The sequence below is a fragment of the Porcipelethomonas sp. genome (assembly GCF_051893655.1).
In the GTDB taxonomy this organism is placed as follows: Bacteria; Bacillota; Clostridia; order Oscillospirales; family Ruminococcaceae; genus Porcipelethomonas.
In genome coordinates, this window is the sequence record NZ_JBJFHN010000078.1 from 15,294 (window position 1) to 31,516 (window position 16,223).

The 16,223-nt window shown below is 38.4% G+C and carries 8 protein-coding genes; 7 read left to right on the forward strand and 1 reads right to left on the reverse strand.

Annotation, left to right across the window (positions count from 1 at the left end; all coding sequences use genetic code 11):
• Positions 1-195 precede the first annotated feature (195 nt).
• Together rpoB and rpoC are read left to right on the forward strand one after the other, a co-directional pair.
• Positions 196-3,975, forward strand: coding sequence for a DNA-directed RNA polymerase subunit beta (gene rpoB / locus ACI4WO_RS04625; protein WP_439806388.1), 3,780 nt, complete (start codon positions 196-198; stop codon positions 3,973-3,975).
• A gap of 61 nt (positions 3,976-4,036) precedes the next feature.
• Positions 4,037-7,768, forward strand: a complete 3,732-nt coding sequence (gene rpoC, locus ACI4WO_RS04630) for a DNA-directed RNA polymerase subunit beta' (RefSeq protein WP_439806389.1) — start codon at positions 4,037-4,039, stop codon at positions 7,766-7,768.
• 288 nt (positions 7,769-8,056) lie between these two features.
• Here the strand turns inward: rpoC and ACI4WO_RS04635 are convergent, their stop codons facing one another.
• Positions 8,057-8,872, reverse strand: coding sequence for a glycosyltransferase (locus ACI4WO_RS04635; RefSeq protein ID WP_439806390.1), 816 nt, complete (start codon positions 8,870-8,872; stop codon positions 8,057-8,059).
• A 218-nt stretch (positions 8,873-9,090) separates the two neighbouring features.
• Here ACI4WO_RS04635 and ACI4WO_RS04640 point away from each other — a divergent pair, with 218 nt between their 5' ends.
• Genes ACI4WO_RS04640 through glf form a run of 5 tightly spaced genes read left to right on the forward strand, consistent with a single transcriptional unit; the run spans position 9,091 to position 16,188 of the window.
• Positions 9,091-9,888: a glycosyltransferase gene (locus ACI4WO_RS04640; protein WP_439806391.1), complete on the forward strand. Its 798-nt coding sequence runs from the start codon at positions 9,091-9,093 to the stop codon at positions 9,886-9,888.
• Positions 9,881-10,918, forward strand: a complete 1,038-nt coding sequence (locus ACI4WO_RS04645) for a glycosyltransferase family 2 protein (RefSeq protein ID WP_439806392.1) — start codon at positions 9,881-9,883, stop codon at positions 10,916-10,918. Before ACI4WO_RS04640 ends, ACI4WO_RS04645 begins: the two co-directional genes overlap by 8 nt.
• A gap of 13 nt (positions 10,919-10,931) precedes the next feature.
• Complete coding sequence (locus ACI4WO_RS04650) at positions 10,932-12,767, forward strand: hypothetical protein (protein WP_439806393.1); 1,836 nt, start codon at positions 10,932-10,934, stop codon at positions 12,765-12,767.
• Entirely contained in the window at positions 12,764-15,088 is a 2,325-nt protein-coding gene (locus ACI4WO_RS04655; RefSeq protein WP_439806394.1) for a polysaccharide pyruvyl transferase family protein, read from the forward strand. Before ACI4WO_RS04650 ends, ACI4WO_RS04655 begins: the two co-directional genes overlap by 4 nt.
• Positions 15,088-16,188, forward strand: a complete 1,101-nt coding sequence (glf, locus tag ACI4WO_RS04660) for a UDP-galactopyranose mutase (protein WP_439806404.1) — start codon at positions 15,088-15,090, stop codon at positions 16,186-16,188. The genes ACI4WO_RS04655 and glf overlap by 1 nt, the downstream gene beginning before the upstream one ends.
• Positions 16,189-16,223 lie beyond the last annotated feature (35 nt).

A 16,223-nucleotide genomic window follows, 5' to 3' on the forward strand; every position in this document is an offset into this window, starting at 1 on the left:
AAATGCGGTAAAATGCATTATAATAATAAAATGTATCAATATGACTGGAAAAATTTCTTGACAGAATAGTATAACACATAATCAGCTGGTATGTCAAGAGACTTTTAGAAAAAGCGGAAATTAATTTACGTGTGCAGTCAGACGACTGCAAAAGGAAGTTATTCCGCCGGTAAAAAATAAGGAGGTCTTAAGCCTATGGTGAATGTCAAGCCGCAGCAGCTTGGAAAGAATGTCAGAATGAGCTTTGGAAAAATTAATGAAGCTCTTGAAATTCCGAATCTTATCGAGGTGCAGAAAAATTCCTATCAGTGGTTTAAGGATGAGGGACTCAAAGAGGTTTTCCGTGATGTTTCCGCAATAACCGATTATAACGGAAATCTCGTTTTGAATTTTGTCGATTATAAAATTGATGATACCCCGAAATATTCCATTGAAGAGTGCAAGGAAAGAGATGTTACCTATGCCGCTCCGCTGAGAGTTACAGCAACTCTATGGAACAAGGAAACGGGTGATGTAAAGGAAAGCGAAATCTTCATGGGTGATTTCCCGCTTATGACTGAAAGCGGAACCTTTATTATCAACGGTGCAGAGCGTGTTATTGTTTCACAGCTTGTACGTTCTCCGGGTGTTTATTACTCATTTGAAAAGGATAAGACAGGTAAGGACTTGTTTAAGGCTACAGTTATTCCTAACAGAGGTGCATGGCTTGAGTATGAAATGGATTCAAGCGATGTTGTTTATGTAAGAATAGACAAGAACAGAAAAATTCCGCTGACAACTTTTATAAGAGCTATCGGTGTGGGATCTGATGAAGAAATTTTCGACCTTTTCGGTCAGGATGACAGACTGGCTCAGACAATTCTTCAGAAGGACGGTACTAAAAACAATTCTGACGCTCTTATTGACGTATATAAAAAGCTCAGACCTGGCGAACCGCCGACAGTAGAAAGTGCGGTCGCACATCTTAATAATCTTTTCTTTGACGCTAAAAGATATGACCTTGCAAGATTCGGACGCTATAAATTCAACAAAAAGCTTGGCATAGGTTCACGCCTTTCCGGTCATATTCTTTCAAGACCAGTTGTTAATCCTCTGACTGGTGAAATTATGGCAGACGCAGGTGATAAGCTGACCTTTGATAAGGCAATGGAAATTGAACAGGCAGGCGTTTATGAAGCTTATCTTACTGTTGAAGCAAAAGAATATTTTGTTACTGAAACAGGCGAAAATGCAATCAGAATGGTTGAAAAGGAAGTTAAGGTTATCGGTAACGGAATGGTCGATATCAGCGGTTATGTTGATTTTGACGCTGCACAGTACGGCATTAATGAAAAGGTTTCCTTTAAGGTTCTGAAAGATATTCTTGAAACTTCTGCTGATGCTGAAGAAATTGAAGAAAATGTCAAAAAGAGAGTTGATGAACTCGTTCCGAAGCACATCATTCTTGATGATATTTATGCAACAATAAGCTATTTCCTGAACCTCTGCGAGGGCGTGGGAACAGTTGATGATATTGACCATCTTGGAAACAGACGTATCCGTTCCGTAGGCGAACTGCTTCAGAACCAGTTCAGAATCGGATTTGCCAGAATGGAGAGAGTTGTAAAGGAAAGAATGAATTTACAGTCTCAGGATATGGAAACTATTACTCCTCAGGCTCTGGTTAACATAAGACCTATTACAGCAGCTATCAAGGAATTCTTCGGTTCGTCCCCACTGTCACAGTTCATGGATCAGAATAATCCTCTGGCTGAACTTACTCATAAAAGACGTCTTTCAGCACTGGGTCCGGGCGGTCTTTCAAGAGACAGAGCCGGATTTGAAGTCCGTGACGTTCATTACAGCCATTACGGAAGAATGTGTCCTATTGAAACTCCTGAAGGTCCTAACATCGGTCTGATTTCGTATCTTGCTACGTTTGCAAGAATCAATGAGTATGGCTTCATTGAAGCTCCTTACCGTAAAGTGGACAAGGAAACAGGCGTGGTTACTAATGAAGTAGTTTACATGACGGCTGATGTTGAGGATAACTTCATTGTCGCTCAGGCGAATGAACCTCTTACAGAAGACGGAAAATTTGCAAGAGCTAAGGTTAATGCACGTTACCGTGACAAGATTCTTGAATGCGAGCGTGAACTTATCGACTATATGGACGTTTCTCCTAAAATGGTTGTATCTGTTGCTACTGCAATGATTCCGTTTCTGGAAAACGATGACGCAAACAGAGCACTTATGGGTGCAAACATGCAGAGACAGGCAGTGCCTCTTCTGAAAACAGAAAGACCGTATGTCGGTACAGGTATGGAATATAAGGCGGCTGTTGATTCAGGCGTATGCATACTGGCAAAACAGGATGGTGTTGTTTCTTCAGTAAGTGCTGATGAAATTATTATCAAGGACGAAGTCGGTCTTGAATACAGATATAAGCTTACAAAATTCAAACGTTCCAACCAGGGAACATGTATAAATCAAAGACCTATTGTAGACCGCGGTGAAAAGGTTGTAAAGGGTCAGGTTATTGCAGACGGTCCTGCAACAGCTGACGGTGAGGTTGCACTGGGTAAAAATGCCCTGATCGGGTTTATGACCTGGGAAGGTTACAATTACGAGGACGCTGTACTTCTTAATGAAAATCTCGTAAAAAATGACGTATTTACTTCTATTCATATCGAAGAATATGAAATTGAATGCCGTGATACAAAGCTGGGTCCCGAGGAAATCACAAGAGATATTCCAAACGTCGGTGATGACGCTCTGAAGGATCTTGATGAAAACGGTATTATAAGAATCGGTGCTGAAGTTCACGCCGGAGATATCCTTGTAGGAAAGGTTACACCAAAGGGTGAAACTGAGCTTACTGCTGAAGAAAGACTTTTAAGAGCTATTTTCGGTGAAAAGGCAAGAGAAGTAAGAGATAATTCTCTTAAGGTTCCTCACGGTGAATCAGGTATCATTGTTGACGTTAAGGTGTTTACAAGGGAAAACTGCGACGAACTTAGTCCGGGTGTAAATATGCTGGTTCGCTGCTATATCGCTCAGAAGAGAAAAATTTCTGTTGGTGATAAAATGGCAGGACGTCACGGAAACAAGGGTGTCGTTTCAAGAATACTGCCTCAGGAGGATATGCCGTTCCTGCCGGATGGAACACCACTTGATATCGTGCTTAACCCTCTGGGCGTACCTTCACGTATGAATATCGGTCAGGTGCTTGAGGTTCATCTTGGCATGGCTGCAAAGGCTCTTGGCTGGCACGTTATGACTCCTGTATTTGACGGGGCTCACGAAGATGACATCAGAGCATGCTTCAGAGCAGCCGGAATGGACGAAGACGGAAAGACAGTTCTTTATGACGGACGTACCGGTGAACAGTTTGACAACCGTGTAACTGTCGGATATATGTACTATCTTAAACTGCATCACCTCGTTGATGATAAGATTCATGCACGTTCAGTAGGCCCTTATTCTCTGGTTACTCAGCAGCCTCTGGGCGGTAAGGCTCAGTTTGGCGGACAGAGATTCGGAGAAATGGAAGTATGGGCACTGGAAGCTTATGGTGCTGCATATACTCTTCAGGAAATACTGACTGTTAAATCTGACGATACAGTAGGACGTGTAAACACATATGAAGCAATTGTAAAGGGACAGAATGTACCGAAACCGGGAATTCCGGAATCATTTAAGGTTCTTATCAAGGAACTTCAGTCACTTTGCCTTGATGTCAGAGTACTTGATGAAAACCAGAATGAAATTGATCTTAAACAGTCCTTTGATGATGATGATATTCTGCCTCAGCCAGTTTCGTTTGCAGATGAAAACGCTGACGCCGATGCATATAACGATTCGGATATGGAAGACGCCGGCTTTACTCTGGAAGAAAACGAAGATGATGATGACGATGTTTTAGAAGATCTTGATGATCCGGATTCTGATGATATGTTCAGCTTTGATATGTCTATGGACGATGATGAAATCTGATTTCCGCCCGCCGGAAATTTACCGGCCGACGGCATCGTGATACCGACTAGGAGGTAACGGTTTGGAATTTAATACTTTTGATTCAATAAAAATCGGTCTTGCATCACCTGAGCAGATAAGAAGCTGGTCATACGGTGCTGTTGAAAGACCTGAGACTATAAATTACAGAACCCAGAAGCCTGAAAGAGACGGTCTGTTCTGTGAAAGAATTTTTGGACCTACGAAGGACTGGGAATGCCACTGCGGAAAATTCAAGAAAATCCGTTTTAAGGGTAAAATCTGCGACCGCTGCGGCGTTGAGGTTACACGTGCAAAGGTAAGACGTGAGAGAATGGGACACATCGAGCTTGCTGCTCCGGTTTCTCATATATGGTATTTTAAGGGTACTCCGTCCAGAATCGGTCAGGTGCTTGAAATATCACAGAAGCGTCTGGAAGAAATACTTTACTTTACTAAATATATTGTTCTTGATCCGGGAAATACTGGTGAACTTGTAAAAAAACAGCTCCTTTCCGAAAAGGAATATCTTGATGCAAGAGAAAAATACGGAGACGAGTTTGTTGCTGAAATGGGTGCGGAGGCAATACAGAAACTGCTTCAGGAATATGATCCAGACAGATATGATGTATTTAAAAACAGACTTATAAATTCCGGAAAGGTATCTTTAGGAGGCAAAAAGGTTGAATGCACACACTCTCCGCTGACCTGCGACTGTGAAGAGTGCAAGGCCTTTGCAGAAGTTGATACTGAATGGAGAAATAATCTTGAGGTTGTGTCCGATGATCTTAAAGAAGAACTTAAAGGACTGCCGTCAGGACAGAAGAAAATCAAGCTTTTAAAAAGACTTGAAATTATTGAAGCTTTCAGACTCTCAGGCAACAAACCTGAATGGATGGTTCTTAATGTAATTCCGGTTATTCCGCCGGATCTTCGTCCTATGGTTATGCTCGACGGCGGACGTTATGCAACATCCGACCTGAATGATCTGTACAGACGTGTTATCAACAGAAACAACCGTCTTAAAAGAATGCTTGAACTGGACGCTCCGGATATAATTATAAGAAATGAAAAGAGAATGCTTCAGGAAGCTGTAGACGCTCTTATTGATAACGGACGCCACGGAAGACCTGTTACAGGTCCTAACAACAGAGCACTGAAATCTCTTTCAGATATGCTTAAGGGTAAACAGGGACGTTTCCGTCAGAACCTTCTTGGTAAGCGTGTTGACTATTCAGGACGTTCTGTTATCGTAGTAGGACCTGAACTGAAAATGTACCAGTGCGGTCTTCCGAAAGAAATGGCTCTTGAACTTTTCAAGCCCTTTGTTCTTAAAAGACTTGTTGATACAAAGGTGATTGCAAATATAAAGAGTGCGAGAAAAATGGTTGACAGAGCATCAACAGAGGTCTGGGACGCTCTTGAAAATGTTATCAAGGATCATCCGGTAATGTTAAACCGTGCGCCTACACTGCACAGACTCGGTATTCAGGCTTTTGAACCGATTCTCGTTGAGGGACGTGCAATCAAGCTTCATCCTCTGGTTTGTACAGCGTTCAATGCCGATTTCGACGGTGACCAGATGGCTGTTCACCTTCCGCTTTCTGCTGAGGCACAGGCAGAAGCAAGATTTCTTATGCTTGCTGCAAACAACCTGTTAAAGCCTTCAGACGGCTGCCCTGTTGCCGTTCCTTCCCAGGATATGGTACTTGGCTCTTATTATCTTACTATGCAGAAAGAGGGAGAAAAGGGCGAAGGCAAAGTATTCAGAGATGTCAATGAAGCACTTATGGCATATAATGAACATGATGTTTCTCTGCATGCTGCAATAAAGGTAAGAATTACAAAGGATATCGGTGATAAAAAAGTATCAAAAATCATTGACTGTACAGTAGGCCGACTGATCTTTAACGAAAATATTCCTCAGAATCTGGGATATGTTGACAGAACAAATTCTGATAAGCAGTTTGATCTGGAGATATCATTCCTTGTAGGTAAAAAACAGCTTTCTGATATTATTGAAAGATGTATCAGAATCCACGGTACAACAACAACTTCTGAGGTACTTGATAAAATCAAAGCTTTGGGATTTAAATATTCTACAAAAGCTGCTATTACTGTTGCTGTCTGCGATGCTACAATTCCTCCGCAGAAGAAGGAAATACTTGCTGAAGCAGATAAGAAAATTGAAGTTATCACAAACCAGTATGAATATGGTTATATTTCATCAGAAGAAAAATCCAAAAAAGTTATTGATGTATGGAACAAGGCAACTGATGATGTAACAACAGCTCTGAAAAACGGACTTGACAAATACAATCCTATTTTCATGATGGCTGATTCAGGTGCCCGTGGTAGTATTAACCAGATAAGACAGCTTGCAGGTATGCGCGGACTTATTGCGAACACATCAGGTACTACCATTGAAATTCCGATCAGAGCCAATTACCGTGAAGGTCTTAACATTCTGGAATACTTCATTTCATCAAGAGGCGCCAGAAAGGGTCTTGCTGATACGGCTCTTCGTACTGCTGACTCTGGTTATCTTACAAGACGTCTTGTTGATGTTTCACAGGATGTTATTATCAGTGAGCATGACTGTCATGCAACAGACGGTATTGAAGTTTATGAAATCAAAAACGGAAATGAAATGATTGAACCGCTGGCTGAAAGACTGGTGGGAAGATATCTTGTTGAAGATCTGAGAGATGAAACAACCGGCGACATTATAATGTCAAAGGATAAGCTTATGACTGCCGCTGATGCAAAGAAAGTCTGCGATTCCGGAGTTGAAAGAATCAAAATCCGTTCTGTTCTGCATTGTAAATCCAAACACGGCGTATGCGCAAAATGTTACGGTGCAAACCTTGCAAACGGAAATCTTGTGGCTGTCGGTGAGGCTGTCGGAATTATTTCTGCACAGTCAATCGGTGAACCGGGTACACAGCTTACAATGAGAACATTCCATACAGGTGGTATTGCGTCTGCTGAAGATATTACACAGGGTCTTCCACGTGTCGAGGAACTGTTTGAGGCAAGACGTCCGAAAAATGCAGCTATTCTGTCAAAAATTGACGGTGTGGTTCATATTGAAGAAATCAAGACCACAAGAAATGTTATTGTCACAAATCAGGAAACAAATGAAACTGAAACTTATATGGTTCCTTACAACTTCAAGATAAGAGTTAAGGAAAATGAAGTTATTGAAAAGGGTACCAAGCTGACGGAAGGTAACGTTTATCCGGCTGATATTCTTAATATTCTGGGGGTTCAGGCTGTTCAGAACTATATCATTCATGAAGTTCAGAAGGTTTATCGTCTGCAGGGTGTTGATATCAATGATAAGCATATCGAAGTTATTGTACGCCAGATGCTCAGGAAAGTCAAGATTGCAGAGTCAGGCAGCAGTTATCTGCTTCCGGGTGCTTTGGTTGACAAGAAGGAAATTGAAGAAGTTAACAGTTCAATCAAAGCAAGAATCGAAAATGGTGAAGAAAATCTTGAGTATGTTACAGTTCTTCCTGTACTTCAGGGTATCACAAAGGCAGCTTCAAGCTCTGACAGCTTTCTGTCTGCGGCTTCCTTCCAGGAAACAACAAAGGCTCTTACAGATGCTGCTATCAGAGGTAAGAGCGATAAGCTTCTCGGTCTTAAGGAAAATGTTATTATCGGTAAGCTTATTCCGGCAGGAACAGGTATGGATATTTATAATAAAGTACAGATCGTCAGAAACGAAAATAATACGGAACAGCATTCAGCAGTTCCGTCACCGGCAACAATTATGCCTGATATCTGATAGATACAGATGAAACAGGTAAAACAAAGTGTTATCTGTTTGCAGTTGGTCGTGTCTGATGACCAGAAATAATATAAAACGGGTATTCTCAAATGAATACCCGTTTAAGTTTATCGAAAAAGTCCAGTGAAAACTGGACTTTTTATTTTTTATGATATTTTGATACAGCAGCTGTTTGGTATGCCATCTATGGTTATACTTTCTAAACCTGAACATAAATATAATTATCATTAAAATCAATGGGGTATACATAATAGGAATCAGTTCAGCTTGCCGCTGTTCACTTTTTTATTTTCTGAGTATGTAACGATAAACAGTTTCGGTAAACTTGACCGGCATCAGAAACATAAAAAACTGCATAGCAGCAGGAATTAGAAAATCCAGAAAATTGCAATAGCCTTTTTTATAATTGCTCCATCTTACTTTTAAAAAACTGCTGGTGTTTTTCCAGTTACGGCGGCGGTTATAGTTGTCTTGAGTTGTACGGTACTCAACAAGAATTTCAGGAATATTGACTGCCTTTACACCATTGGCAAGCATGCGGCATATAAATTCATAATCCTCACATCGGCTCAAATTTTTATATCCTCCTATTTCATCGGCACAGGATTTTTTAAAAGCGAGCGTGGGATTATTAATAGGATTTCTTCTTTTGGAATATTTTAAAATTTCATTATAAAAAAGCGGCACCTTTTTTACTGATATTTCTTTTCCTGTGCTGCTGTCAAATTCACTTATGTAACCTCCGCATATTCCCACAGATGCATCTTCTTCAAACACCTTAATCTGTTTTTCACAGCGATAAGGTTTTGCAATATCGTCAGAATCCATTTTGATTATCAATTCATTTCTGCATTTTTTTATTCCATAGTTTGAAGCATAAGCAGTGCCATAATTTTTATCAAGATACAGCGCTCTGAATATGTCGGGGTATTTTAGCTTGTATGCCTGTATGACAGAGTACATTTCAGCAGTAAGTCCGCCGTCACACACCAAAACAATATCATCTGATAAGATGGTTTGTGTAAACATACTTTCAAGACATTGTTCAAGATATAATGGATTTTCTTCACGGTAAGTCAGAATCAGTACGCTGTAATTCATGGCGTTTTCCTCTCATTGCTCAGAATTTATTAATAGAATTATATCATACAACTGTTATAGCAATATATTTTTTGTGTTAAATTATGATAAAATTTAGTTGTTTGTAAACTTTAGTTTCAGTTTAATTTAAATTTATGTTAAATATTTATTTAACTCCTTGTTAATATTCAGGCAGTGTGATATAATTTTTAAAACGAAAATTTCAGGGGAAAATAAGAATGGCAGATTTTGAAATTCTTCTTTCATGCATGAATCTTAAAGATGATATTATTATGCGCTCCAACATATGTTCTGATACGATTATAATTAATCAGTGCGGACAGGAAAAGAGTCTTCATTATAAGCATGGAGATAAAACTATACGTATTTTTTCAGTTAAGGAAAGGGGACTGACTAAAAGCCGGAATATGGCAATAAGAATGTCAGAAGGGGATATATGTCTTCTTTGCGATGATGATGAGTACTTTTATGAGAATTATGAAAAAGAAATTATTCATGCTTATCATGAACTTGATAATGCAGACCTTATAGCATTCAAAACCGCAAATATTCCGGAAAAGTTTAAAGGTAAAATAAAGAAACTCAACAGATTTGATATAATGAAAATCAGTTCATGGCAAATTTCATTTAAACGAAAAAAAATAATAGATTCAGGGGTTTGGTTTGATGAAAATATGGGTGCCGGTACCGGAAACGGTGCTGAGGAGGAATTTAAGTTTTTGTCAGACTGTCTTGATGCAGGATTAAAAATATATTATTATCCTCTGGAAATTGCAGATGTAAAGCAGACGGAGTCAACCTGGTTCAAAGGCTATAATAAAGAATTTTTTGTAAATAGGGGAGTAACTACAAGGTATATTATGGGAATGGTTCCGGCTTTTTTTTACGGAATGTATTATGTTCTTTTTAAAAGAAAACAGTTTAAAAATGAAATATCAGCTGCAAAGGCATTTTTATACATATGTACTGGTATTAAGGAGAACAGGCTAAAAAAAGGAAAGACTAAAAATGAATAAAGTTTTATCTGTAATTATTCCATCATATAACAGCAGAAAGTGGCTGAAAAAATGTCTGAATTCATTTGTATGCAATGTTATAAATGATATAGAGGTTATTGTAGTAAATGACGGTTCAGATGACGGCAGTGAGAACATTGCGATGGAGTTTATAAATAAGTATCCGGGGTCGTTTAGTCTTAAAAACAAGGAAAACGGCGGGCATGGTTCAGCAATTAATGAGGGTGTCAGACTTGCATCGGGAAAATATATAAAAGTAATTGACGCAGATGACTGGATAAATACGCAAAGTCTGCCGGCATTTATAAATGCTCTTAAAAATATGAATACTGATACAGTTCTAACACATTACCGCACCATAAATGAAACTGATGGAGCAGTAAAGTGTTGGCGAACCTATCCGCAGAAATTCGGGATAGCATATACGCTTGACAGTATCATGTCAGACTGGAAAAGCTTTGACAGAGGACTTACATTTCACGGTATAACGTACAACCGGGAGTTTTACATGAAAAATTCTATAAAGCTTTCCGAACATATTTTTTATGAGGATCATGAATACGCTGCAATTCCATGTTGTTTTTCCGAAGGTGTTGTTCCGCTGGATCTTTTTATATATGAATATCGTATCGGTGATAGCCTACAGAGTGTTTCGTCAGATAATCAGGTCAGAAGAATTTCACATATCAAAGCAGTGCTTGAAAGACTTGTAAAGGAAAGAAGCATACTTGATAAATACAGTGCTGACAGCGGAAACATAAAATATTATAATGCAAAAATTTATCATCTTTTGCTGAGCTTTTTACTTACTTCCCTTGTATATGACAGTGATAAGCGGGGGGGAAGAAAATATGCGGCAGAATATATGAATTATATGAAGGAATCTTGCCCGGATGTTTATAATTCCGCAGTGAACCATTACCGGATTATGAAGGTTATGAATTATCTGCATATAAGTGAAAAAACATACAGGAAAATTCTTGATTCAGCAATATATAATAAATTTAGGAATAATCATGATTTTTTATGAACAGGAGAAAATAATGAGTCAGACAGATGTTAAAATTCAGAATTTAGTTTTACCCTATGATATTGACGCTAATTTGCAGAACTATCACGAATTAACAGTAAAAGGAAGAAATGCAAGTAATATGCCGCTGGGCTATGATCCGGAAAAAAAGTGTCATATTATGGGGAAATATGGTTTTGCAAATTTTATGACATATTTTAACTGCTTACAGATAACCCGTTGGAAAACATATACAAATGCACAATCATTCAGACTGCATCTTGTTGTAAGAGGAAAATTATCTGTTGAGCTTTATGATATTTTCAGAATTTCTTCCAATTTTAATCTCAGACTTACGAAAGCAGAAGTACATACAGTTCAGGAAATGTCTGAAATTACTATAGATATTCCTGAAAGCAGAAATCCGCTTTTCGGATTCTGTATTACTGCACTTGAAAACTTAGAAATATATGGCGGATGGTATTCGGCATTAACTGAAGAAAATGCAGTTCATGATGTCAGGATCTCTCTTGTTACAACAACATTTAAAAAACAGGATTTTATAAAGAATAATATTAAAATACTTAAAGAGTGTGTTTTGAATAACAGTGAGCTGAAAGACAATATTTTTGTGCATATAATTGACAATGAACGTGCCCTCGACCCTGACCAATTGAATTGTGAGAGATTAAAGGTTTATCCTAACAGCAATACAGGCGGTGCGGGAGGTTTTACAAGAGGTATGATAGAGGCACTTTCTCTTGAAAAAGAACCAACTCATATTCTTCTTATGGATGATGATGTGATGATCATAGCGGAGAGTATTTTCCGGACTTTTTATCTTCTGAGAATTTTAAAGGATGAATTCAGCGGACGTTTTTTAAGCGGAGCAATGTTTGATTATGATATAAGAGAAAGGCAGTATGAGGATATCGGTTATGTTCATAAAAAGGATGCTTCTTACGGGCCTCTTAAACCACATCTTGACATGCGTCTGCTTTCAAATATAATCACAAATGAATTTGTATCTCAGGAAAATCTTGAAAATGCTTATGCAGGATGGTGGTATTGCTGTATTCCTTCAAAGAAAATAAAAGAAAACGGACTGCCTCTTCCTGTATTTGTAAGAGGCGACGATGTTGAATTCAGTCTGAGAAACAAAGCAGAATTTCTTACTCTTAATGGGATTTGTATATGGCATGTGGGTTTTGCAGGAAAATTCAATGCTGCAATGGAGCTTTACCAGGTTCACAGAAACAGCTTTATTATTGCAGCAGCAAGCGGAATATGCACAGATATAAGTTTTATAGACCGTATTCGTACACTTTTCTGGCACAACCTGACTGAATTTGCATACAGCAATGCGGAGCAGCTGCTTGATTCTGTGGAGGATTTTCTTAAAGGCCCGGACTTCCTTGAGAATTTAAACGGAGAACAGTCACTGAAGGAACATTCTGCAAAAAACGAAAAACTATGTCCAGTTTCTTTAATTGAAGGATACAATCCATCTCAGGATCCTTACGAATATAAAAAATTAAATATAATTCAGAAGATGATATATGTTGTTACTATAAATGGTCATCTTCTTCCGGGATTTTTTCTCAGGAACACGCCGGCTGTAATCGCCTTTGACTGGTTTTTTGTACCGGGTAAAAACTTTATGCATAAAAAGCTTATTGCCGTAAATAAGAATGACAATACCGGATGTCTGAGAACCATTTCAAGAAAAAAATGCTTTGAGCTTTTAAAGCGTTATTGTAAAGTTATGAAGAGCTACAAAAGAAATCACATTAAAATAGAAAAACAGTACAGAGAAAAGTTTTCTGAAATGACATCTGAAAAATTCTGGAGGAATTATCTTGGAATATGAAAATTAAATCCATATTGAAAAATATAAAAAACGGACATGCTGCTTCTGAGTTTTCAGAGGAAAAAAATCCGGCAGATAAGTTAAAAAATGATGATCTGAAAACTATAGAATGTCTGAAAAGAGAATATTGTTCCGGCTGCGGTGCTTGTTTTAATGTTTGCTCGTTTTCAGCTATTTCTATGAAGTATGATGACGAGGGGTTTTTATCTCCGGTTGTTGACTATAATAAATGCTCAGAGTGCGGATTGTGCCGAAAAATATGTCCCTCACTTGATCCGGTTTATAAAAATAATCCAAAGCCTGAATGTTATGCGGCTTATACTGATGAACCTGTCAGGGAAAACAGTTCATCAGGAGGTATATTTACTCTTGCTGCTGAGGAAATATTAAATGCCGGAGGAAGAGTCTGCGGTGCAGCTATGACAGACAGTTTTGTCGTAAGGCATATAATTATTGATTCTGCAAATCAGCTTGATATACTGAGAAAATCAAAATATGTCCAGAGTGATACCGGAAACGTTTATTCACAGATAAAAAAGCTTCTTAAAGAAAATATACCGGTACTTTTCTGCGGATGTCCATGTCAGGTTGCCGGTCTTTATGCCGCACTGCAGAACACACCGACAGACAGGCTTTATACAATTGACCTTATGTGTCATGGAAGTCCTTCGCCGGGAGTGTTTCAAAAATACATAGACAGTTGTTATGACCGCAGCCAGCTTGAATTTATAGGATTTCGTGAAAAGGATTATTTCGGCTGGTCCACGGAAATGACAGTGAAATACAAAGACGGAAGTATAAAAAGAGCCTCACGCCTTACTGACCCGTATTATAAAGCCTTTTTGCCATGTCTTTCCACGAGGGAATACTGCGGTAACTGTGAATTTTCAAAGCTTCCGAGACAGGGCGATATCACCCTTGCGGATTTCTGGGGTGTTGAAAGATTTAATAAGAAACTTACCGATGGGAAAGGAACTTCAATTGTTTCTGTAAACAGTCAGGCTGGAAAGGAACTGTTTGATAAAATAAAAAAACGTCTTGCAGTATGCAGTGAAATACCGATTGAGCATGTACTGTCAAATGGACAGCCTTTCAATAAAACCTTTAAATCACATCCGGCAAGAAAAATGTATTTTGAGTATATAAAAAACGGAGCGTCACTTGAAAAAGCTTATGATTATGCAGTAAACAGAAAGTTTGATGCTGCGATTTACGGAGTCTGGTTCGGCTGCAACTATGGAAGCGTTGCTACATATTATGCCCTGCATGAAATAGTACGTTCGTTTGGTCTGAACATTATTATGATAGATAAACCTATGATAAATGAAAATGATCCGGAACATGGCGATACTCATTCCAGACGTTTTGCAAAAGAGCATTATGAAATCAGCAGAATTTACAGTCTGAGGGAGCTTAAAACTTTAAACAGGCATGTTGACACATTTATCATGGGTTCAGATCAGGTCTGGAACAGAGGAATAAGCCGTCCTTTCGGAATGTCATATTACTTTGACTTTGTTGATGACAGCAAAAAGAAGATTTCCTATGCGGCATCTTTCGGACATGACAGGGATTTTTCTGCTCCGGGAGAGAGAACAGCTATTTCTGAGTACATGAAAAAATTTGACGGGATTTCAGTTCGGGAAAAAAGCGGTGTTGATATCTGCCGTGATGTTTATGACGTTGAGGCAGTGCAGGTTCTTGACGCAGTGTTTGCTGCCGACCGCAGAATTTTTGATGAGCTTGCAGATAACTCACAGGCAGCCTGTTCAACAGTTAAAAAGAACTACATTGCGGCATACATTCTTGACCCTACTCCTGAAAAGCGGGAAGCACTTCTTTATGCAGCAGAATATCTGAATTGTGAACTTGTTGTTATGCTTGACGGAGTTCCATGGAAGTTTGAAGAAAACAAAAAAAGAATGAATCTTGATAAAAATGTTGTTGAAAATCTTACGACTGAAAGCTGGCTGTATTACATAAAAAACAGCAGTTTTGTAATTACAGATTCATGTCATGGACTGAGTTTTGCGATTATATATAAAAAACCATTTATCGGGATAGCAAATTCAAGAAGGGGCAGTTCAAGATTTGATTCACTTCTTGATACTTTTGATCTTAAAGAACATTATGTTACAGATGCATCTCATATCAAAGAGAATCCTTTGCTTTTTGAAGTGCCTGATTACAGGGCGGCAGACATTATTCTTGAAAGAGAAAGAAAAAAGTCACTTGACTGGCTTAAAAAAGCAATTTTCAGTCCGAAAAAAATCAACAGTGACTGTGTATATCCCATTTATGATACAAGATTGGAGAAATAATTATGAAATATAATTATCTTATTGCAGGTGCCGGACTTTTTGGTTCTGTTTTTGCACATGAAGCTATGAAGAAAGGAAAGAAATGTCTTGTTATAGATAAACGTTCCCATATAGGAGGAAATGTTTATACTGAAAACCAGGACGGAATAAATGTTCATGTTTATGGTGCGCATATATTCCATACCTCTGATAAAGAAGTATGGGATTACATAAATCAGTTTGCTGAATTCAACAATTACATTAATTCTCCGGTTGCATATTACAAGGGTGAGCTTTATAATCTGCCGTTTAACATGAATACATTTTACCAGCTTTGGGGAGTCAGAACTCCTGAGGAAGCAAAACAGAAAATTAAGGAGCAGACATCAGAATATCATAATATGAATCCTTCAAATCTTGAGGAACATGCATTATCCCTTGCCGGCAGGGATATCTATGAAAAACTTATCAAAGGATATACTGAAAAGCAATGGGGGAGAAACTGTACAGAATTAGCAGCTTTTATTATCAAACGTCTGCCATTTCGCTTTACATTTAACAATAATTATTTTAACGATCATTATCAGGGAATACCTGTTGGCGGATATACACAGATAATCAGCAGAATGCTTGATGGTGCTGACATTATGACAAATACAGATTATTTTGACTTTATAGAAAAAAATCCGGACATTGCAGAAAATATTGTTTTTACCGGAATGATTGACGAATTCTATAATTACAGATTCGGCGCATTGCAGTACAGATCCCTGAAATTTGAAACACAGAGAATTGAAACTGAAAATTTTCAGGGGAATGCAGTGATTAATTATACTGAAAAAGAAATACCATACACACGAATTATTGAACATAAGCACTTTGAAGGCTGCGACAGTAAATTTACGGTTATCTCAAAAGAATATCCCTGTGAGTGGAAACCCGGTGCTGAGCCTTATTACCCGGTAAACAATGAGGAAAACAACCGGATTTATGAGAAATACAGAAAACTTGCAGACAAGGAAAAAAACGTTATTTTCGGCGGACGCCTGGGACAGTATAAATATTATGATATGGATAAAGTAATCAGATCAGCTCTTGATATAACCGATGGGATAGATTGAATAAAAAGTATAACCATAGCAGTAGGAATTCTGCT

Excerpts from the sequence above, each read along its gene's own strand:
- rpoB (WP_439806388.1), top strand. The coding sequence starts at position 196 with ATGGTGAATGTCAAGCCGCAGCAGCTTGGAAAGAATGTCAGAATGAGC.
- ACI4WO_RS04635 (WP_439806390.1), bottom strand. The coding sequence starts at position 8,872 with ATGAATTACAGCGTACTGATTCTGACTTACCGTGAAGAAAATCCATTA.
- ACI4WO_RS04640 (WP_439806391.1), top strand. The coding sequence starts at position 9,091 with ATGGCAGATTTTGAAATTCTTCTTTCATGCATGAATCTTAAAGATGAT.
- ACI4WO_RS04645 (WP_439806392.1), top strand. The coding sequence starts at position 9,881 with ATGAATAAAGTTTTATCTGTAATTATTCCATCATATAACAGCAGAAAG.
- ACI4WO_RS04650 (WP_439806393.1), top strand. The coding sequence starts at position 10,932 with ATGAGTCAGACAGATGTTAAAATTCAGAATTTAGTTTTACCCTATGAT.
- ACI4WO_RS04655 (WP_439806394.1), top strand. The coding sequence starts at position 12,764 with ATGAAAATTAAATCCATATTGAAAAATATAAAAAACGGACATGCTGCT.